Below are 19,129 nucleotides of genomic sequence, written 5' to 3' on the forward strand. Positions count from 1 at the left end.
TCCACTCCAGCCAGCATCTTGAATCACAAAACAGATAAATCTGGAATCCCCTTTGATTCCGTCAAAGGGGGAACCGCTCTAGTGATCGGCGCCGTCGTTTTCGCGCTTGTCTATATCGGATTTCCGGTGTTACCCGGCGTCGATCTTGCCTGGCTGGCCGATCTTTCAAGTATCGGCTTGATGATCCTGTGGGCAGCGCTTGTCGTGCCGTTCGCGCGCCGATTTAAGCCGGACAGATGGTATGCGCACGGGCTTTGGGTGCTGGTGCTCGTCTTTCTGACCACGTATCCGGCCGCATTTGCCACGCGCGCGTTCCTATTCCAGCCGTTTTCGATTCCCTCCGGCAGCATGGTGCCGACGTTGCAGGAGGGCGACTATCTCTTCGTTTCCAAATCCGCATACGGTTACAGTCGCTACAGCGTGCCCTTCAACGTTCTTTCATTTGACGGGCGGCTGTTCGGCGCGGAACCCAAAAGGGGAGATGTGGTTGTCTTCAAGTTCCCGCCCGATCCGAGCGTGGACTACATCCAGCGGATCGTCGGCTTTCCGGGCGAAAGGATCCAGATCATCGACGGGGTGCTTCACATCAACGATGTCGCGGTGGGACTCGACGATATCGGCACTTTTTCGTCCGAAGAGTTCTCGAAAGCCAAACTTCAACGCGAAACTCTGCCGGGGGGCGTCACCCATTCCGTCCTCGACCTTACCGACAACTCGATTGGTGACAATACGCGCGTGTTTGAGGTGCCCGAAGGCCACTACTTCGTGCTTGGTGACAATCGCGACAATGCCTCCGACAGCCGGTTCAGTGTCGGGTTTGTTCCCTATGAAAATCTGGTCGGCAAGGCTGTGCGGTTGTTCTGGAATTCCAAGGGCACCGATTATTCATCTCGACAGACGCTGAACGGCCAGGCGAGCAGATAGCCTCAGCTCGTCAGCATTTCTACTGCGCGCATGACGCCGCGCAGTTCGGCGAGGCCCTTCAGGCGGCCGATGCAGGAATAGCCGGGGTTCACCTTCTTGCCGATGTCGTCGACAATGGCATGGCCATGGTCCGGACGCATCGGAATCTGCCAGTCCGCCCTGCCTGCCGCCTTGCGCCGCCGCTCTTCGCCAATCAGCGCCGACACGACCGCCACCATGTCGGTGTCGCCGTCGAGGTGCTCGGCTTCGTGGAAGGAGCCGTCCGGCTCCTTGGTGACATTGCGCAGATGGGCGAAATGGATGTTCTCGGCGAAAGCCTTCGCCATTGCCGGCAGATCGTTCTGCGCGCCCGCGCCATAGGAGCCGGTGCACAGCGTCAACCCGTTAGCCGGCGAAGCGATAGCGTCGAGCAGCGCGCGGGCATCATTGGCGCTGGAAACGATGCGCGGCAGGCCGAACAACGAAAAGGGCGGATCGTCGGGGTGGATCGCTATCCTGACGCCGGCCTCTTCGGCCACCGGCACGATCTCGCGCAGGAAGGCAAACAGGTTTTCGCGCAGGCCTTCGGTGGAGACGTCCTTGTAGAGGTCGAGGGCGCGGCGGAAGCTTGCCCGGTCGAAGATGAATTCGCGCGCCGGCACCCAGCCGATCAGGTTGCGCTCCAGCCTTGCCTTGTCACTTTCGCTCATCCCTTGCAGCCGCGCCCGCGCGGCCTCGACGCGGGCCGGCGGGTGATCGGCCTCCGCCCCTTCTCGCTCGAGGATGAAGACGTCATAGGCGCAGAGCTCGACGACATCGAAGCGCAGCGCCGTGCCGCCATGCGGCATCGGATAATCGAGGTCGGTTCGCGTCCAGTCGGTGATCGCCATGAAATTATAGCAGACGGTGTTGATGCCGGCGGCGGCGACGGCGCGGATCGAGGCCTTGTAATTGTCGATCAGGGTCCGCCAGTCGCCGCTGCGGGTCTTGATGTCCTCATGGACGACGATGCTCTCGACCACGTCCCAGGTCAGGCCTGCTGCCTCGATCTCGGCTTTGCGCCTGGCGATCTCGTCCGCCGGCCAGGCGCGGCCGTCATTGAGGTGATGCAGCGCGCTGACGATGCCAACGGCGCCGGCCTGATGGACATGGGCGAGCGTCACCGGATCGTCGGGCCCGAACCAGCGCCAGGTCTGTCTCATGGCTTCTCACTCCCTATGCCAAGCGCCGCGAAGGCGGCGGCAGGCCCGCCCCGCCGCAGGCGCTCGAGATGGGCTGCCGTCAGATCGATCAGTGTCATGCGATGTGAATGGTCCTTGGCGAAGCCGGCGAGATCGAACATCGCCGTCACCGTTTCGACAGCCGGCCGGCTGCCGAGCTCCGTAAGCCGAGTGTCGATCGGGTCGGTGAAATGGGCTTCCGGCAAGGTTTTGCCGCGCGCTTCGCAAGCGGCGATCCAGGCGGCCACTACCGCCATGAGATGGGCGGGCGGGTCACCGGCACCCAGCCGCTCGAGGGCCGAGGCGACGATGCGCTGCGGTAGCTTCTGGCTGCCGTCATTGGCGATCTGCGTCGTGCGATGGGCGAGCGCGGTGTTCGAGTAGCGTTCGGCGAGCTGGGCCGTGTAGCCGGCCGTATCGAGCCCGGCGTCCTGCGGCAGCGTCGGGATGGCCTCGGCCCATAGCCCGTCGACGAATTGCCGGATCGCCGGATCGGCGAAGGCGCGGTCGACCGTGTCGTAGCCGCTGAGCAGGCCTAGATAGGCGATTGCGGAATGCGAGCCGTTGAGCAGCCGCAGCTTCATGTCCTCGAAGGGCCCGACGTCGCCGACCATGGTGACGCCGAACTTTTCCCAGGCCGGCCTGCCAGCCGGGAAATCGTCTTCGACCACCCATTGGCAGAACGGCTCGGTCATCACCGGCCAGGCATCCTCGACGCCGAGCTCGACGGCGATACGCGCCCGGTCGGCATCGGTGGTCGCCGGTACGATTCGGTCGACCATGCTCGACGGAAAGGCGACGCCGTCGGCGATGTGCCCCGCGAGGCTCGGATCGCGCAGTGCTGCGAATTCGACCAGCAGGCGGTGCAGGGTGGCGCCATTGGCCGGAAGGTTGTCGCAGCAGAGCACGGTGAAAGGCTGGATGCCGGCGGCACGGCGGCGCGACAGCGCTTCGGTCAGGAAACCATGCGCCGTCCGTGGCATTTGTGGGTTAGCCAAATCATGGGCGATGTCCGGATGGGTGCTGTCCAGACCGCCGCCGGCTGCTCTCAGATAAGCCTTTTCGGTGATCGTGAGCGTGACGATGCGGGTGCGCTGATCGGTCAGGGCGGCGAGCACGGCAGCCGGATCTTCCGGCGCCACCAGCAGCGTCAGGATCGAACCGACGACGCGCAGCTCTTCGCCCATGCTGCTCCTGATCGCCAGCGTGTAGAGGCCATCCTGCGGCGCTAGTGCGTCGCGCGTGTCTGGACTGCGCAAGGACACGCCGACAATGCCCCAGTCCGCCTCTCCCGCCGCCAGGCAGTCATCGACATAGGCCGCCTGGTGGGCGCGATGGAACGCGCCGACGCCGAGATGGACGATGCCCGGTGCGATGCCGCTGCGGGCATAACGCGGAACCGCGACCGAAGCCGGCAGTGCCTTCAGCGTGCTGTTGGAAAGGCGTCTATTGGTCATTGCGCCACGCGTGTCTGACGAGATTGTTGGGTCGCTGCTGTCAGGCGGCGTAACACCCGATGCCGTCATGCACAATGGGCAATGACCGACGAAAAGTCATCATACAACAACCCAGTTTTTGTATGTTGACATTATTTCTTTCCAACCCTACCGATGTCCGGATTGGGAGGATTTACGTGGCCGCATTGACGGATCCGGATTTGCTGTTTCCCGCCGAGGCGCGCCCGCTTTCGCTGGCCCGCGATCTCTATGCCGCGGTCAAGGACCTGCCGATCGTCAGCCCGCACGGCCACACCGACCCGCGCTGGTATGCGCTCAACGAGGCGTTTCCGGATCCGGCGCAATTGCTGATCGTGCCGGACCACTACATTTTCCGCATGCTGTTCAGCCAGGGCGTTCGCCTTGAGGAGCTTGGCGTACCGACGCTTGATAGCTCGCCGGTGGAGACCGACGGCAGGACGATCTGGCGGCGCTTCGCCGAGCATTATTACCTGTTCCGCGGCACGCCGACCAGGCTGTGGTTCGACCATATTCTTGCCCATCTGTTCGGCATCGAAGAGCCGCTGACGGCCGCAACCGCCGACCGTCATTACGACACGATCTCGACCTTGCTGCAGTGGGAGAATTTTCGCCCCCGAGCGCTGTTCGAGCGCTTCAACATTGAGGTCATCGCGACGACCGAAGGTGCGCTCGACGATCTCAGATGGCACCAGATGATCCGCGACAGCGGCTGGGAGGGCCGCGTCGTCACCGCCTATCGGCCGGACGCGGTCGTCGATCCCGATTTCGAAGGGTTCTCGGCCAATCTCGACCGGCTTGGCGAGATAACCGGGTGCGATACCGGCAATTGGACCGGCTATCTCGAGGCGCACCGTCAGCGGCGCGCCTTCTTCAAGAGCTTTGGTGCGACTTCCTCCGATCACGGCCATCCGACGGCCGAAACCGCCAATCTCTCGGATGCCGCCGCCGAGGAGTTGTTCAACCGCATCCGCCGTGGCTCGGACGACGAGCGGGAGCGAAAACTGTTTCGCGCCCAGATGCTGACCGAGATGGCCAAGATGAGCCGCGACGACGGGCTGGTCCTGCAGATCCATCCCGGCTCCTGGCGCAATCATTCGCCGGCTATCTTTCAAAAGTTCGGCAGGGACAAAGGCTTCGATATTCCGACGCGGACCGATTATGTGACGGCGCTGAAGCCACTGCTCGACTGTGTCGGGCTGGAGCGCGACCTCACCATCATCCTCTTCACCCTCGACGAGACCAGCTATGCGCGCGAGCTAGCGCCGCTCGCCGGCGTCTACCCGGCATTGAAGCTCGGGCCGGCCTGGTGGTTCCACGACAGCCCCGAAGGGATGCGCCGGTTCCGTGAGATGACCACCGAAACGGCCGGTTTCTACAACACCGTCGGTTTCAACGACGACACCCGCGCCTTTCCATCCATACCGGCCCGCCATGATGTGGCGCGCCGGGTCGATTGCGCATATCTGGCGCGTCTCGTCGCCGAGCATCGACTCGGCGAAGACGAGGCGCACGAGCTGGCGCAGGAACTTGCCTATACGCTCGCGAAAAAGGCGTACCGGCTCTAACGGCGCTTGCCGCCATCGTTCAAAACGGGAGGAAACCAATGCTGCATTTTTCGAGACTGGCGGGAGCTACGCTACTTGCCGCCGCACTGATGGCCGGAACGGCAAGCGCCCAGACGGTCCTGCGCTCGTCCGACACGCACCCGGACGGCTATCCGACGGTCGAGGCGGTCAAATATTTCGGCGAGCTGGTGAAGGAGCGCACGGCCGGCCGCTATGTGGTCGAGATCTATCCTTCCGCGCAACTCGGCGAGGAAAAGGACACGATCGAGCAGGTGCGCACCGGCGTTATCGATCTCAACCGCGTCTCGATGGCGCCGTTCAACGGGCTCATCCCCGAGACCACCGTGCCCTCGCTGCCCTACATCTTCCGTTCGGAAGAGCATATGCACAAGGTCATGGACGGGGCGATCGGCGACCAGATCGCGGCGGCGTTCGACCAGGTCGGGCTGGTGCTGCTCGCCTTTTACGACGGCGGCTCGCGCTCCTTCTACAATTCGAAAAAGCCGATCAACACCGTAGCCGACATGGCCGGCATGAAGTTCCGCGTCATCCAGTCCGACATCTTCGTCGACATGGTGGCGGCACTCGGCGCCAACGCGACGCCGATGCCGTATGGCGAGGTGTATTCGGCGATCGAGACCGGGGTCATCGACGGCGCGGAAAACAATTTTCCGAGCTACGACACCGCCAAGCATGCGGAAGTCGCCAAGTACTATTCGCTCGACGAGCACACGATGGTGCCGGAAGCCTTCGTCATGGCGAAGTCGAGCTGGGACAAGCTGACGCCGGAAGACCAGGCGATCTTCAAGGCGGCCGCCAAGGAAAGCGTCGCCAAGCAGCGCGAGCTGTGGACCGCCAAGGTCAAGGAATCGCGCGCCAAGGTCGAGGCGGCCGGTTCGCAGATCACGACGCCGGACAAGCAGCCCTTCATCGACGCGATGGGGCCGGTCTACGAGAAGCACGTCAAGGACGACAAGCTGAAGGCCATGGTCGAAGCCATCAAGGCCGTGCAGTGATCAAGCGGCGGCGCGGACATTCCGTGCCGCCATCCTCCTGGGGAGAAAACCGGTGACTTCCAGCCCAAAACCAACACCGCTCCTGTCCGGCGTCGCGCAAGTGATGTCGCGCGTCAGCACGGCGGCGCTGTCGATCGCCGGCATCGGGCTGGTGCTGATGACCGCCTTCGTCGCCTGGCAGGTGTTCGGCCGCTATGTTCTGAACCGTTCGCCGAGTTGGACCGAGCCGGGGTCGGTGATGCTGATGAGCTGGTTCATTTTCCTCGGCGCTGCCGTCGGTGTGCGCGAGAACTACCATCTTGGCTTCGACGTCCTGCTCTACGTGCTGCCGAAAGGTGGCAAGCGCTGGCTGCGGATGATTTCGGACCTCGTCGCGCTCGCCTTCGGCATCGGCATGATCTGGTATGGCAGCCAGCTGGTCGCATTGACGTGGGGCTCCGTCTTGCCGTCACTCGGCATATCGGGGGGCTGGGATTACGTCCCGCTTGTCGCCGGAGGCGCGCTCATCGTGCTCTTCACGCTGGAGCGCATCGTGCTTCGCCTCTCCGGCGCGCCGATCGACGATGCCCTCGATGAATTGCCGCCGGCCGAAGTAGCAGCCGAACTCGACACTGCCAACGTGAAGGTCTGACGCCCATGGAACTGTGGATTCTCTTCGGCGTCTTCACCCTGCTGATGCTTATCGGCACGCCGATCGCTTTCTGCCTCGGCGTCGCAAGCCTCGCCACCGTCCTTTATATGGGCCTGCCTCCGCTCATCGTATTCCAGCGCCTGAATTCCGGCATGAGCGTCTTTTCGCTGCTGGCCATTCCGTTTTTCATCTATGCCGGCGACTTGATGGTGCGCGGCGGCATCGCCAGCAAGATCGTTGCCTTCGCCGGCTCGCTCGTCGGCCATTTGCGCGGCGGCCTCGGCCAGGTCAACATCGCGACCGCTACACTGTTCGGCGGCATCTCCGGCTCTGCGGTTGCGGAGGCGGCGGCGGTAGGCGGCCTGATGATCCCGCAGATGAAGGCGCGTGGATATGGAGCGGACTACGCCGTCAACGTCACGTCGATGGCGGCACTGATCGCACTGCTGCTGCCGCCGTCGCACAACATGATCATCTACTCGATCTCGGCAGGCGGAAAGATCTCGATCGCCGATCTGTTCACGGCCGGCATCATCCCGGGCCTACTACTGGCCCTGTCGCTGATGGTCACCGCCTATATCGTGGCGCGCTCCCGCGGCTATCCGACCGAGGCGTTTCCGGGCTTCACCGCCGTCGCGCATCTTTTCGCCGTTGCGGTTCCCGGCCTGCTGCTGATCGCGATCATCTTCGGCGGCGTGCGATCGGGCGTCTTCACCGCCACCGAGAGTTCCTGTATCGCCGTCATCTATGCGTTGCTCGTGACCGTCTTCGTTTACCGGCAGATGACTTGGGAAGGGTTCGTTCATGCCACCCATGGCGCCGTGCGCACCACGGCCATGGTGCTGCTCATCATCGGCATGGCGGCGGCGTTCTCGTGGCTGATGGCCTTCCTGAAAGTGCCGGCAGCGCTCATCGCCTCCATGAACGCGATCTCGGACGATCCGCTGGTCGTGCTTCTGCTGCTCAACCTCTTGATGCTGTTCCTCGGCACGTTCATGGACATGGGGCCGACGATCATCATTTGCACGCCGATCTTCCTGCCTGTGGCGCAGGCCTACGGCGTCGATCCGGTGCATTTCGGCGTCATCATGATCCTCAATTTCGGCATCGGACTGAACACGCCGCCGGTGGGCGCAGTGCAGTTCGTGGCATGTGCCGTGGGCAAGATATCCGTCTGGGAATCGATGCGCTCGATCTGGCCGTTCTATGCGGCGGGTCTCGTGGTGCTTGCGCTCGTCACTTACATTCCGGCCATTTCGTTATGGCTGCCGAGCGTCTTCAAATAGGGGGTGCGACATGGCCTCGGATACCGCAGTCGACCTCCGCGTCGAACGAAGACCGAAGCTTTCGGAAATCGTCGTCGCGGCGATCCGCAAACAGCTGCAGGCGGGCGAGATCCAGCCGGGGCAAAAGCTGCCGACCGAGGGTCAGTTGACTGAAACCTTCGGGGTCAGCCGCACCGTAATACGCGAGGCGCTGGCCAAGCTTGCCGCGGACGGCCTGGTCGAACCGCGCCAAGGCGCCGGCGTCTTCGTCACCGAGCATATCTCGACAGCGTTCGGTGCTCTGGCAGCAGAGATGGGCAGCAAGGATTCGATCGCCCTCAACGTGCTCGAAGTCAGGTTGGCGATCGAGATCGAATCCGCCGGGCTCGCTGCCATCCGCCGCAACGCCGCGCAGGAAGCGGCGATCCAGGAAGCCTTCTTCGAATTCGAACGGCTGCTCCTCAACAGCGAGCCGACAGGACCGGCCGACCTTGCCTTCCACCGCGCAATCGCCAGCGCCACCAACAATCCATTCTATGTCGAGATGCTCGACGTGCTCGGCCGCCGCGCCATCCCTTGCGATGTGACCTCGCCCTGGTCGACCGAGATCGCCCAATCGGACGCCTATCAGCGCGGCCTGCAGCGTGAGCATCTGGTGATCCTCAATGCCATCTCGGCAGGCGATGCCGAGGCGGCCCGGGAGGCGATGCGCGCGCATCTCGGTGCCAGCCAGCAGCGCTATCGCGAGCGCCTGCACGCGCGCCAGATTTTTTATGCCGACTCGGTCAAGGCCGCGGCAACTGAATAAGCAATTGAGGCAGCCCCATGGGACAGCAATGAATCACACTGACAATCATACGGATTTCACCTCCCGCTTCGCCATCGATCCTGTTTCTGCCGCAGCTATGGGAACGGACGAACTGCGTCACAATTTCCTGATCGAGGACTTGTTCCAGCCCGGCCGCATCAGCCTGACCTACACCCATTACGACCGCATGATCGTCGGCGGCGCCATGCCCGCCGGCGCACCGCTGCCGCTGCAGGCGATCAAGCCGACAGGGACCAAGAATTTTCTCGACCGCCGTGAGATGATCATCGTCAACATCGCCGGTGCCGGCGTCGTGACAGCCGGCAGTCAATCCTACGAGCTGCAGGCGCGCGACATGCTCTATCTCGGCATGGGCACGGACGAGGTATCGTTCGCTGCGACCAACCCGGCTGAGCCGGCTAAATTCTACCTGCTCAGCGCACCGGCGCATCAGGGCCATCCCAACCGGCTGATCCGCATCGGCGATGCCAAGCGGCTCGATCTCGGCAGCCAGGCGACTTCCAACGAGCGCTCGATCTTCCAGTTCATCCATGCCGACGGCGTAAAGACCTGTCAGCTGGTCGTTGGCATGACCCAGCTTGCCCCGGGTTCCGTCTGGAACACCATGCCATGCCATGTGCATGACCGGCGCATGGAGGCCTATCTCTATTTCGATCTGCCGGAGGCAGCGCGGGTGTTTCACTTCATGGGCGAGCCGGACGAAACGCGCCATCTCGTCATGCGCAACGAGGAGGCGGTGCTGTCGCCGGGATGGTCGATCCATTCGGGCGCCGGCACCTCGAACTACGCCTTCATCTGGGCGATGGCCGGCGACAATGTCGACTATACCGATGTCGACCTGGTGGCGATGGAGGAGCTCAAGTGAGCGACCTCTCGGCCTTCAGCCTTACCGGCAAGCGTATCCTCGTCACCGGCGCCAATACCGGCATCGGCCAGGGCATCGCCATGTCGATCGCGCGCGCCGGCGGCGCGGTCGTCGGCGTCGGCCGCTCGGCGATGGACGAGACGGCGGAGAAGATTGCAGCGGCCGGCGGCCGCTTCGAGGCGGTCCGCTGCGATCTTGGCGACGATGCCGCCGCCCAGGCGATGCTTGACCGCGTCTGGGACGATACCGGGCCGCTCGACGGCCTGGTCAACAATGCCGGCATCATCCGGCGTGCCGATGCGGTCGACCTGACCGAAGCCGACTGGGACGACGTCATCGGCGTCAATCTGAAGACGGTGTTCTTCCTCAGCCAGCGCTTTGCCAGGCGCGTGCTCGCCGATCAGGCGCGGCGCGGCAAGATCGTCAACATCGCTTCGGTGCTGAGTTTTCAGGGCGGCATCCGCGTCGCCTCCTACACCGCCTCCAAACATGGCGTGCTCGGCATCACCCGGCTGCTTGCCTGCGAGTGGGCGGCAAAGGGCATCAACGTCAACGGTATTGCGCCCGGTTATATCGAGACCAACAACACCGAGGCGCTGCGCGCCGATCCCGACCGCAGCGCTTCGATCCTGGCGCGTATTCCGGCCGGACGCTGGGGTGCGCCGGAAGACATCGGCGACGCAGCCGTATTCCTGCTGGCGCCGGCGTCGAACTACATGCATGGCGCGGTGGTGCCGGTGGATGGCGGCTGGCTGGCGCGATAAGCAGCAAATGATAAGAGTTTGGCGATGACCGGAACCAAAATCTTCTCGCATGCCGGCGAGGGTGCGTGGACGCCGACGCCGGATGGCAACCGCAGACGCGTGCTCCTGCACACGGATGAACTTATGATGGTCGAGTTCGGTTTCGACAAGGGCGGCGTCGGCGCGCTGCACTCACACCCGCACGTCCAGGCGAGCTACGTCGCCGAAGGTCGCTTCGAGGTCACCATCGACGGCAGGACCGAGGTCCTGGAGACCGGCAGCAGCTTCATCGTTCCTTCCAACCTTGTCCATGGCGTCAAGGCGCTGGAGGCGGGACGACTGGTCGACAGCTTTACGCCGTACCGCGCGGATTTCCTCGACTGAGCTGCGGGCCCGAAGATCAGGCAGCCGGTTCTCATAACGAAAAACCCGCGCCTCCGGAGAGACGCGGGCGTGTTGCCTGGGCGCTTGTGGCGCCGCGGTACTCAAAACATCACCGCAGAACCTGAACCTGCCGAATGATGGTGAAGATAGGATTAACCGCTCCGAGGCGGCGCGATATTCACAGTCAAGGCGAATAGGGGCTGGAACGGCGGTCCGATATCGGCCAATGAGAGAGAAGGTCGCTTCAGGCGGTGCCGAGGGCGGGACCAGAGGGGTCGATAAATGTTCGAATCTGCTGTCCAGGCAATCACCTGGCGATTCGCCGGGGAATTTCGGCAGGTCGTATCCCCGAAAGTTCTGTAATGCAGATTGCAGCGAGCATCCCGGCAGAGGATTCCAAGCGGCGCATTCTGAAGGATGTGTTCGGCTTCGATGACTTTCGTCTCGGCCAGGCGGCCGTGATGGAGGCGCTGCTGGCCGAGCGCCATGTGCTGGCTGTCATGCCGACCGGCGCCGGCAAATCGCTCTGCTACCAGGTCCCGGCGCTGGTCCTGGGCGGGCTCACCATTGTCGTTTCGCCGCTGGTGGCGCTGATGCAGGATCAGGTCGCCGCATTGCGCCTTGCCGGCGTGGCGGCCGATACGATCAATTCCTCACTCGACCGCGATGCCAATGTCGCTGCATGGCGCCGCGTCGCGGCAGGCCAGACGCGCCTGCTCTACCTTGCACCGGAGCGGCTCATGACGGTGCGAATGCTCGAGGCGTTGACCAAGCTCGATGTCCGGCTGATCGCCATCGACGAGGCACATTGCATCTCGCAATGGGGACCGGCGTTCCGGCGCGAATACGAAGAATTGTCACGGCTGCGCGGCATCTTCCCCGATGTGCCGATCATTGCGTTGACGGCGACGGCGGACGAGGCGACGCGCACCGACATTGCCGCGCAACTGTTCGACGGGCGCGTCGATACCGTGGTGCTCGGCTTCGACCGGCCGAACATCAAGCTAAGCATCGAGCCCAAGCAGGACAGCAAGCGCCAATTGCTAGGTTTCGTGCAGCGCCATGCGGGCCGCAGCGGAATCGTCTATTGCCTGTCGCGCAAAAAGACCGAAGAGATGGCGGCGTTCCTCGAGCGGAACGGCGTACGCGCGCTCGCCTATCATGCCGGCATGAGCAAGGACGCGCGTGAAGCGAATCAAAATGCTTTCATGACCTTGTCCGGCGTGGTGATGGTGGCGACCATCGCCTTCGGCATGGGGATCGACAAGCCGGATGTCGCCTATGTTTTCCACACCGACCTGCCGGGCAGCTTGGAGGCCTATTATCAGGAAATCGGGCGGGCGGGCCGCGACGGGCGGGCGGCCGAGGCACATATGCTCTTCGGTCTCGGCGATATACGCATGCGCCGGCTTTTCATCGAAGACGAGGATGCGCCGGCTGAGCACAAAAGGCGCGCGCATGGCCGGCTCGATACGCTGATCGGTTATTGCGAGACGACGCAGTGCCGCCGTCAGATCCTGCTTGGCTATTTCGGCGAAAGTGCTTCGCCTTGCGGCAATTGCGACAACTGCCTCGACCAGGCGCCGCATGCGGATGGCGAGGCGGAGGCGCGGATCATCCTGGCGGCGATCGCACAGACCGGCGAGCGCTTCGGCGCCGCCCATGTCGTCGATGTCCTGCTCGGCCATGAGACCGAGAAGGTCCTGGACAGGAACCACCACAGGCTTGCCAGCTTCGGCACCGGTGTGGTGCATAAAAAGAGTTTCTTGCTGTCGCTGCTCCGCCAACTCGTCGCGGGAGGGTTCCTGACATTGAACTCAGCCGGCCATGGCAGCCTCGCCATTGCCGAGAAGGGCCGTGCGCTGGCTCGGGGCGAGGCTTCATTCCGGTATCGCTTGGACGCGCGCCAGTCATCGCGAGGCAAGATACGTCCTGAGGATACCGCAGCAGGCACGGAAGGTCTGGATTCGGCGCTGCTGGCCGCGCTCAAGGCTGTACGGCTGCGTCTTGCCCGGGAACGCCAGGTGCCGGCCTTCGTGATCTTTTCGGATCGTACACTGATCGATATGGCTGAACGCTGCCCGCGCGATCTGGACGCCTTCGCCGCGGTCAACGGCGTCGGCGCCGCCAAGCTCAAGGATTTCGGCGAGATATTCCTCGGCGCGATCGCTGCGCATCAATCCGGTGTGGCGGGCTGAAGACCCACTTCAGTGACGCAATCAGCACCGGCTTCGTCTCGCCGCTGCAATCGCAGCCTCCTGCTGCCGCAAGCGCTCGATGTTCGCACTCTGGCGGGCAGCCACGGTCGAGGCGACACGCTGCCCTCCCAACAGCCAGCCCGGAATGTTGGTGTGGACGACTTTGCCGCGAGCAATGGCCGTTGCCGACATTTCGTCAGCGACCGCGCCCATCGCCACGTTAAGCTCGACGCAACTCATCTTGTCGTATTTCGCAGCACCAAAGGATGCCGGCAAAGGCGATGCGCAACTTCCGACAAACATCAGGCTGCATATCAGAGGCGCGGCCGTGGAGATCGCCTTCATTCCCTTATCAGGCACGTTGATGCCGGACGGGCGGATTTCCGGAGGGCTCTCGATCTCGGGCCGCGAAGCGCTCCCGAGGTTCCGCGTAACTGAAGCATGTGACCTCTACAATACTCTGTGCTGACCGTCCTGTTTGTCTTCGAAGAGTTCCGAGAGAACCGCTGCGATCCTTTCGGGGTGCTCTTCCGGGAAAAAGTGCCCGCCTTGGACAGCGCGTCCTTCCACTCTGTCGGTCCATTTCCTCCAGATGGCCAGCGGCCCGCCTTCTTGCGCATACCAGTTCTCCAGGGCGCCTTCGCCACTCCATAGCGCCAGTAGCGGACACTCGATGCGACGACCGTTTGCCTGGTCCAGCGCGTCATGTTCACGATCGATCGTCGCAGCGGCGCGATACTCTTCGCAGATGGCATGAATATGCGCGGGATCGCGAAGCGCATCAACATAGGCGTTCCTGACCTCTTTGGAGACCATTTTCGCCGACGATCCCCATTGCGTTATTGCATCGTCGACGACGGCATCGGGAGCCGCGCCTATCAGACGTTCCGGCAGGGGCTCCGGCTGGGCAAGAAGGCTCCACGGCCAGAAGCCGAGAGCCAGTCTGGCATCCGCCCGATCCCATGTTGCGGCGGTGGGGATGATGTCGAGGACCGCGATTTTGAGGACTTTGTCGGGATGGTCGAGCGCCAGGCGATAGGCAAACCCGCCCGCCACGACCATGCCCGGCAACCATGAACCGCTCAAACCCCAGTTGCTTCATGGCTTGAACCATGTCGCCGGCCATGGCGCGTTTGGCGTATGGGCTATGATCGGCAGAGGAAACCGGGCATCCGCTTTGCCCATAGCCTCGAAGGTCGGCGGCGACCACCGTGAAGCGGGGCGCCAAGGCTGCGGCGACATCCCTCCACATCAGATGCGTTTCTGGAAAACCGTGAAGAAGCAGCAGCGGCGGACCGGTGCCACCGACCCTTGCGAAAATGGTCGTATCGTCCAGTCGCAAGCTGGTGGCTCTGAAACCTGCAAACACCGTCAGCCTCCTCGGGCGTCCTTAGACAAGCTCTCTAAGGGCGCTAACGGTCGCCTGAGGCGAAAACCCCGGTCGCGATGGCAAGGGTTCAAGCCGGCTAGTTGCTAGAATCGAAACCAGACCCAGGCGCGCCTGCGGAAGCACCGCCTGCGCCGATAGCCGTTTCGCCAGTAAACGCGACAGACCCTTCTCCAACCGCGCCGGCGGCGGCGACGCGGCCGGTGCCACCGGCGATGATAGACTGGTTGCAACTCTGCTTGAGTTTCGTCGTCGTCGAAGGTCTCGACATCCGGCGCCTCGAGTTCATCGAGAATGCCGCTTCTGGCAGTTGGAACGCCGGCCACTGCGTTGATTGGCCGAACTGTGCTTGCAAGGGCCGCAGCCCCGGCAATGCCAAACATTCCTGTCAAAAATAGTCGCCGATCCATGGAAACCTCCCGATCTTCAACCAGCGATAGAACAAGGCTAACGATGGGGAGATAGCGCAGTCGGTGCAAACGCCCAGAGCCGCGCGGCGATTAGCGGTGGTCCGGTCGGCCGGCGGGTGTTGCCTCGTCCTCGAAGTGGGATGGCTACCTCGATCGACAAACACCCGGAACTTTCTGAATGGATGGCGGGCCGAAAACAATGAAGATCGAATGACCGTCTACGCCATAGCCACCCAATTTCACGCTACTCGCGTCGCAAGGAGGCTTGACTGCCATCCTACCAGAAGGTAGGTAAGGGCATGAGCAACTTGTCTACCACCTCTGACGACATCCTGGCTTGTGCGCGTTCACTGATCGTCGCTGGCGGCTACAACGGTTTCAGTTATGCCGACATCGCTGATGTGGTCGGGATCCGTAAGGCGAGCATCCATCACCATTTCCCAAGCAAGGTCGATCTGGTCCGAACGCTGGTTGCGCGGTATCGGGAAGAAGCTGAAGCGGGGATGGCAAATGTCGAACTTCACGAATCCGATCCGCTCGAACAGTTGCGGATCTATGCCGGGTATTGGGAAACCTGTATTGCGGACGCCAGCGCCCCGTTTTGTATCTGCGCGCTGTTGGCAAGCGAGCTCCCCGTGCTGCCCGAGGAAGTTGGCCTTGAGGTCCGGGCGCATTTCCGCTCCCTGTCGGCTTGGCTGACATCCGTGCTCGAGCGCGGCGCGCGGCACGGCCAATTTCAACTGATGAGTACCCCTCGTGCCGAGGCCGAAGCGTTCATGGCGACTGTTCACGGCGCGATGCTTTCGGCACGGGCCTATGGCGATCCGAAGATATTCGGCGTCGTGACAGGCTCGGCACTGGAGCGGCTCCGCGCCCCCAAGATACGGCCCTAGATCTCAAATAACCGTAATGCAATCGCTCTGCGACGTTCGTCGAGAGCCTCTACCTACTAGTCGAAAGGACGATCCAATGACGGTTCACAGTGGCGATCTTTCCCGCGCCAGCCAGGAACAATGGCTCAAGCTCTATTACTTCGCTCGGACGGCGTTCTCGGCTGTCTGGGTGGCGGCTGCCTTTACGGTGGGACAGAATTCCGGGGTGATCGCGGCGGTGTTGCTCGTGACTTATCCTGCATGGGATGCCCTCGCCAATTTTGTCGACGCATCGCGCAGCGGAGGATTGGGACGGAATCGCACGCAGACCATCAACGTCGTGGTCAGTGTGGCGACAACGCTTGCGGTCGTTGTTGCGCTGAAGATGAGCATGAATTGGGTGCTCGGGGTCTTCGGTCTATGGGCGATCCTGTCTGGCTTGCTTCAACTCGGCACCGCAGTCCGCCGTTGGAAGAGCTCTGGTGCGCAGTGGGCGATGGTCCTGAGCGGAGGGCAATCAGCACTGGCAGGCACGTTTTTCATCGCGCAGGCGCGGATGCCGATGCCGCCATCCATCACCAACGTGGCCGGCTATGCCGCAGTAGGCGCCCTCTACTTCCTGGTTTCGGCGGTTTGGCTGAGCGTGAGCCAATTGCGGCGGAAAGCTGCATAGCTCTTCATCTTGAGCCAGCACCGCGCCCGATCAGAGGTCTGTCAGCTGCTAGCATCGGTTCGCCAAACAGAACGACCCACCCTTACCCCTAAGGACTGAAAATGAGACCGATGTGTTTGGAATTTCACCACCCGGCTGGGGCTAGCCGCTCATCCAAGGCATCTCGATCGCGCCGAACGATACAGCGATCCCGAGGGCCATCAGCGCAATGCCCAAAGCAACTTCGAAGCGGCGGCCGCGCTGCAGCAGCTTCTCGACGAAGACGACCAGCGTCAACAGCAGCATCCAGGCGACGCTCAAGACGCCCACCGCGACCAGCACGGCAAACAGAGCCCAGCAGCAACCAAAGCAATAGAGTCCGTGCCGCAGCCCCATCTCGAGTGCGCCAACCCGCCCGTCGCGCCAATGCTGCGCAACGAAAGCGAGCGGCGAACGGCAATGGCTGAGGCAAATGTGCTTGAGGGTCGTGAATTGGTAGAGTCCGGCCACGCCAAGCGTCATACCGAGCGCGAGCGGCGCCCATTTCGAACGCTGAGGCGGATCGAGGCTCGACGCAAACTCGCTTCCTAGCTGGACCAGGACATACACAAGAAGGCCCGCCGCCGCCCAGACGAGCATGTAGCCGGCGACGAATATCCACGCCGGGATGGCGACGTGCTGTTCGCGCCTAGCCTGCGCCGCCGCGAACATAAAGATCATGGGCGCGGCCGCCGGCAGCATCATAGCAGCCATCATCACCGTCCATACAGCAAGAAAGGCGGCGGCGCCGGCGAGTGACCAACCGTCGGCGGCAATTCCGGCCGTCGCCATGCCGGCCATGCCTTCCATACCCTCCATCCCGCCGCGCACCGCAATGCCCATAGGCATATCCATGCTGAGGGTCAGCGCCCACGCCGCCGCTGTTAGCACGACGAGCGATGCGAGAAGGCCGAGCGGCATGCCACGCAAATTCCGGAGCCGCCACGATTTCCCGGGGAACGCGTCAGGCATCGGCACGTCCCTAGTTCGGGCCGGTCCAGTCGAACGGAATGTGTTTGCTCGAGCGGGCCGTGCCCGTCCAGTCGAGCCCGAAGCCTTTGGTGCTCACCTCGACCGAACGCCCCCAGGTGGCAACCTGGCCCGGGCCGACCTCCGAGCCCGGCGGGTTGATCGTCTGCACCCGCTTGCCGGGTGGTGTCGTGGGACCTGAAAGCGCTTCCGCATGCCCGACGACGAGGCCAGGAATCTCGACCCGCCAGGTGGCAAGGTCGCCCGCCACCTCGAAAGTGATCGGCACGAACTCCATGCCACGCATCTCGCCGATGTTGGCGGCAAAACCCGCCGGCCAGCCGCCAGCCTGCCCGCCGAAGATCGCCTGCAGGGCTTCACGTTGCCGCTCGTTCGCCTTCTCGTCGAGGTACATGCCCATCACGGCCTTTGCCTCGCCGGCCCATAGATTGCCTTCGAACTCGCCGAGCGCCACCAGCGACAGGCCGTCGAGCTTCACGTCGCCATACTGACCCTCGCGTACATGCCAGGCGAGCACGCCCTGGCAGTGATTGCCGGTCGGCCGCTGGGCGAACTCGCAAGGGCAAGGGATATCGCAGCTGCAGATGTCGAACCAGTCGCCTGCGAGCCGCCATTGAGGCACTGCATTCATGGCTCTTCCTCCCGGAATGTAGCGCCATTTATACGTCGAAGGCGGGGCGCACTCCAGCAGTTAGTGCATCGCTCGCTGATTTTGGTGGACTTGCCGCCCCAGACCGAAGTCACCGCGTTTTGATCAGCAACTGCTCGCAACAGAACCCAGCCGCCATCCAGTGCGACCACGGAGGTGGTTTCTTGCTCCGTTCCATGTGATCGATGAGGTCGTGGGTAGGTTCGCGACGGGTCGATCACCAAATACACGATCCGGCTGACACTCGCTTGACCCACACTGCGAACTGACAACCTTCCGCAACACCGCTCGGCTGCTTCGTCAACGATCTAGCGGGCCAAGGGTTAACGCCGGCTGCAATTGAGCTCCGCGGCTTCACGAGCATTTATGGCTGAGTTAGGCAGGCAAAAATCAAGAGAATGAAATTAGGATCACTGGCGGAGAGGGAGGGATTCGAACCCCCGATGGGCTTGCACCCATGCCGCATTTCGAGTGCGGTGCATTCGACCACTCCGACCAACTCCTTCCGCCAAACCCCTGCCCAAAAACACCCGTAAAACAACACCTTAGGTGTTATGGCACGCTCGGACACGTCAACACAAGTCCGTTGAGAAAGTTCTGTCTAAAGACGGTTTCAGCGCTGGCTTGTGCCAAATTCGTGCCAACGAAGATGGTCCTTCTGGGCCGGACTTTGACGTTCCAACCATCGAGATACAGCCGGAGTTATTGGGCTGTCGGTTGATTTGTCGATAATCTCGTCCAGCCGGAAAACGTCATACTTTCGTATGTTGACGGTCGTGAAGTGATATTCCGCTGACCAAAACTCCTTTCTCAGAGTTCTAACGCCAATACCGCAATACCGGGCGGCTTCTTTCGTCGAAAGCAGGCGCTTCTGTCCAAAAGGTGTCTCCTTAGCCATGGTCAAATCCCGCCTGAATGATCGTTTGGATATGGCCGGCTATGCCGATTTGTTTCTGCACGTTCATTTGGTTGTTCTGCATGCGGCGCTTCCCTTGCCAAGTTTCAATGGCAGGTATGTAGCGTTTAGCCTCCA

General features: G+C 62.5%; 18 protein-coding genes, 1 tRNA gene and 1 pseudogene. 12 read left to right on the plus strand and 8 right to left on the minus strand.

Features of this window, described 5'->3' with window-relative positions:
• Window positions 1–180: 180 nt before the first annotated feature.
• A complete protein-coding gene (gene lepB / locus NKI95_RS32120) occupies window positions 181–924 on the plus strand; it encodes a signal peptidase I (RefSeq protein WP_352721879.1) in 744 nt (247 codons plus the stop codon).
• A gap of 2 nt (window positions 925–926) precedes the next feature.
• Here lepB and uxuA read toward each other — a convergent pair whose 3' ends face one another.
• Window positions 927–2,105, minus strand: a complete 1,179-nt coding sequence (gene uxuA, locus NKI95_RS32125; RefSeq protein ID WP_352721849.1) for a mannonate dehydratase — start codon at window positions 2,103–2,105, stop codon at window positions 927–929.
• A complete protein-coding gene (locus NKI95_RS32130; protein WP_352721851.1) occupies window positions 2,102–3,580 on the minus strand; it encodes a mannitol dehydrogenase family protein in 1,479 nt (492 codons plus the stop codon). The genes uxuA and NKI95_RS32130 overlap by 4 nt, the downstream gene beginning before the upstream one ends.
• A gap of 176 nt (window positions 3,581–3,756) precedes the next feature.
• Between NKI95_RS32130 and uxaC the strand changes: the two genes are divergently transcribed.
• The 9 genes from uxaC (at window position 3,757) to recQ (ending at window position 13,097) form a co-directional block, all read left to right on the plus strand.
• Window positions 3,757–5,166 (plus strand): glucuronate isomerase, encoded by a 1,410-nt coding sequence (uxaC, locus tag NKI95_RS32135; protein ID WP_352721853.1) that lies wholly within the window; start codon window positions 3,757–3,759, stop codon window positions 5,164–5,166.
• 38 nt (window positions 5,167–5,204) lie between these two features.
• A complete protein-coding gene (locus NKI95_RS32140) occupies window positions 5,205–6,182 on the plus strand; it encodes a TRAP transporter substrate-binding protein (RefSeq protein ID WP_352465632.1) in 978 nt (325 codons plus the stop codon).
• A gap of 103 nt (window positions 6,183–6,285) precedes the next feature.
• Window positions 6,286–6,813: a TRAP transporter small permease gene (locus tag NKI95_RS32145; protein ID WP_023719697.1), complete on the plus strand. Its 528-nt coding sequence runs from the start codon at window positions 6,286–6,288 to the stop codon at window positions 6,811–6,813.
• A gap of 5 nt (window positions 6,814–6,818) precedes the next feature.
• Window positions 6,819–8,099, plus strand: a complete 1,281-nt coding sequence (locus NKI95_RS32150) for a TRAP transporter large permease (protein WP_292656436.1) — start codon at window positions 6,819–6,821, stop codon at window positions 8,097–8,099.
• 10 nt (window positions 8,100–8,109) lie between these two features.
• Window positions 8,110–8,886 (plus strand): FadR/GntR family transcriptional regulator, encoded by a 777-nt coding sequence (locus tag NKI95_RS32155; protein ID WP_352721855.1) that lies wholly within the window; start codon window positions 8,110–8,112, stop codon window positions 8,884–8,886.
• Window positions 8,887–8,914: 28 nt separating this feature from the next.
• A complete protein-coding gene (gene kduI / locus NKI95_RS32160) occupies window positions 8,915–9,772 on the plus strand; it encodes a 5-dehydro-4-deoxy-D-glucuronate isomerase (protein ID WP_352721857.1) in 858 nt (285 codons plus the stop codon).
• Window positions 9,769–10,536, plus strand: coding sequence for a 2-dehydro-3-deoxy-D-gluconate 5-dehydrogenase KduD (gene kduD, locus NKI95_RS32165; protein WP_352465635.1), 768 nt, complete (start codon window positions 9,769–9,771; stop codon window positions 10,534–10,536). Before kduI ends, kduD begins: the two co-directional genes overlap by 4 nt.
• A gap of 24 nt (window positions 10,537–10,560) precedes the next feature.
• Window positions 10,561–10,899: a cupin domain-containing protein gene (locus NKI95_RS32170; protein WP_352721859.1), complete on the plus strand. Its 339-nt coding sequence runs from the start codon at window positions 10,561–10,563 to the stop codon at window positions 10,897–10,899.
• Window positions 10,900–11,261: 362 nt separating this feature from the next.
• Window positions 11,262–13,097, plus strand: coding sequence for a DNA helicase RecQ (gene recQ / locus NKI95_RS32175; protein WP_352721861.1), 1,836 nt, complete (start codon window positions 11,262–11,264; stop codon window positions 13,095–13,097).
• 21 nt (window positions 13,098–13,118) lie between these two features.
• On the opposite strand, the gene NKI95_RS32180 is transcribed toward recQ, so the two are convergent.
• Together NKI95_RS32180 and NKI95_RS32185 are read right to left on the minus strand one after the other, a co-directional pair.
• Complete coding sequence (locus NKI95_RS32180) at window positions 13,119–13,373, minus strand: hypothetical protein (RefSeq protein ID WP_352721863.1); 255 nt, start codon at window positions 13,371–13,373, stop codon at window positions 13,119–13,121.
• Between the two features lie 174 nt (window positions 13,374–13,547).
• Window positions 13,548–14,466 (minus strand): annotated as a pseudogene (locus NKI95_RS32185) (alpha/beta fold hydrolase).
• 727 nt (window positions 14,467–15,193) lie between these two features.
• Here NKI95_RS32185 and NKI95_RS32190 point away from each other — a divergent pair.
• Together NKI95_RS32190 and NKI95_RS32195 are read left to right on the plus strand one after the other, a co-directional pair.
• Window positions 15,194–15,787, plus strand: a complete 594-nt coding sequence (locus tag NKI95_RS32190; protein WP_352721865.1) for a TetR/AcrR family transcriptional regulator — start codon at window positions 15,194–15,196, stop codon at window positions 15,785–15,787.
• A 76-nt stretch (window positions 15,788–15,863) separates the two neighbouring features.
• On the plus strand, window positions 15,864–16,439 hold the full coding sequence (locus NKI95_RS32195; RefSeq protein ID WP_352721867.1) for a DUF308 domain-containing protein: 576 nt from the start codon (window positions 15,864–15,866) through the stop codon (window positions 16,437–16,439).
• Between the two features lie 141 nt (window positions 16,440–16,580).
• Here NKI95_RS32195 and NKI95_RS32200 read toward each other — a convergent pair whose 3' ends face one another.
• From NKI95_RS32200 to NKI95_RS32215, 4 genes are all read right to left on the minus strand, one after another.
• The gene (locus NKI95_RS32200) at window positions 16,581–17,378 is read right to left on the minus strand and encodes a DUF2182 domain-containing protein (RefSeq protein WP_352721868.1); all 798 of its coding nucleotides are present in this window, start codon (window positions 17,376–17,378) and stop codon (window positions 16,581–16,583) included.
• A 61-nt stretch (window positions 17,379–17,439) separates the two neighbouring features.
• On the minus strand, window positions 17,440–18,078 hold the full coding sequence (locus tag NKI95_RS32205; protein ID WP_023719685.1) for a DUF1326 domain-containing protein: 639 nt from the start codon (window positions 18,076–18,078) through the stop codon (window positions 17,440–17,442).
• Window positions 18,079–18,510: 432 nt separating this feature from the next.
• Window positions 18,511–18,599, minus strand: a tRNA-Ser gene (locus NKI95_RS32210).
• 110 nt (window positions 18,600–18,709) lie between these two features.
• Window positions 18,710–18,994, minus strand: coding sequence for a hypothetical protein (locus NKI95_RS32215; protein ID WP_352721870.1), 285 nt, complete (start codon window positions 18,992–18,994; stop codon window positions 18,710–18,712).
• Between the last annotated feature and the right edge of the window lie 135 nt (window positions 18,995–19,129).

Source organism: Mesorhizobium sp. M0306 (genome assembly GCF_040321655.1).
Lineage (GTDB): Bacteria > Pseudomonadota > Alphaproteobacteria > Rhizobiales > Rhizobiaceae > Mesorhizobium.

Coding starts and splice junctions, on each gene's coding strand:
- lepB (WP_352721879.1), top strand. CDS start 181: ATGATCCTGTGGGCAGCGCTTGTCGTGCCGTTCGCGCGCCGATTTAAG.
- uxuA (WP_352721849.1), bottom strand. CDS start 2,105: ATGAGACAGACCTGGCGCTGGTTCGGGCCCGACGATCCGGTGACGCTC.
- NKI95_RS32130 (WP_352721851.1), bottom strand. CDS start 3,580: ATGACCAATAGACGCCTTTCCAACAGCACGCTGAAGGCACTGCCGGCT.
- NKI95_RS32140 (WP_352465632.1), top strand. CDS start 5,205: ATGCTGCATTTTTCGAGACTGGCGGGAGCTACGCTACTTGCCGCCGCA.
- NKI95_RS32145 (WP_023719697.1), top strand. CDS start 6,286: ATGTCGCGCGTCAGCACGGCGGCGCTGTCGATCGCCGGCATCGGGCTG.
- NKI95_RS32150 (WP_292656436.1), top strand. CDS start 6,819: ATGGAACTGTGGATTCTCTTCGGCGTCTTCACCCTGCTGATGCTTATC.
- NKI95_RS32155 (WP_352721855.1), top strand. CDS start 8,110: ATGGCCTCGGATACCGCAGTCGACCTCCGCGTCGAACGAAGACCGAAG.
- kduI (WP_352721857.1), top strand. CDS start 8,915: ATGAATCACACTGACAATCATACGGATTTCACCTCCCGCTTCGCCATC.
- NKI95_RS32170 (WP_352721859.1), top strand. CDS start 10,561: ATGACCGGAACCAAAATCTTCTCGCATGCCGGCGAGGGTGCGTGGACG.
- recQ (WP_352721861.1), top strand. CDS start 11,262: ATGCAGATTGCAGCGAGCATCCCGGCAGAGGATTCCAAGCGGCGCATT.
- NKI95_RS32190 (WP_352721865.1), top strand. CDS start 15,194: ATGAGCAACTTGTCTACCACCTCTGACGACATCCTGGCTTGTGCGCGT.
- NKI95_RS32195 (WP_352721867.1), top strand. CDS start 15,864: ATGACGGTTCACAGTGGCGATCTTTCCCGCGCCAGCCAGGAACAATGG.
- NKI95_RS32200 (WP_352721868.1), bottom strand. CDS start 17,378: ATGCCGCTCGGCCTTCTCGCATCGCTCGTCGTGCTAACAGCGGCGGCG.
- NKI95_RS32205 (WP_023719685.1), bottom strand. CDS start 18,078: ATGAATGCAGTGCCTCAATGGCGGCTCGCAGGCGACTGGTTCGACATC.
- NKI95_RS32215 (WP_352721870.1), bottom strand. CDS start 18,994: ATGGCTAAGGAGACACCTTTTGGACAGAAGCGCCTGCTTTCGACGAAA.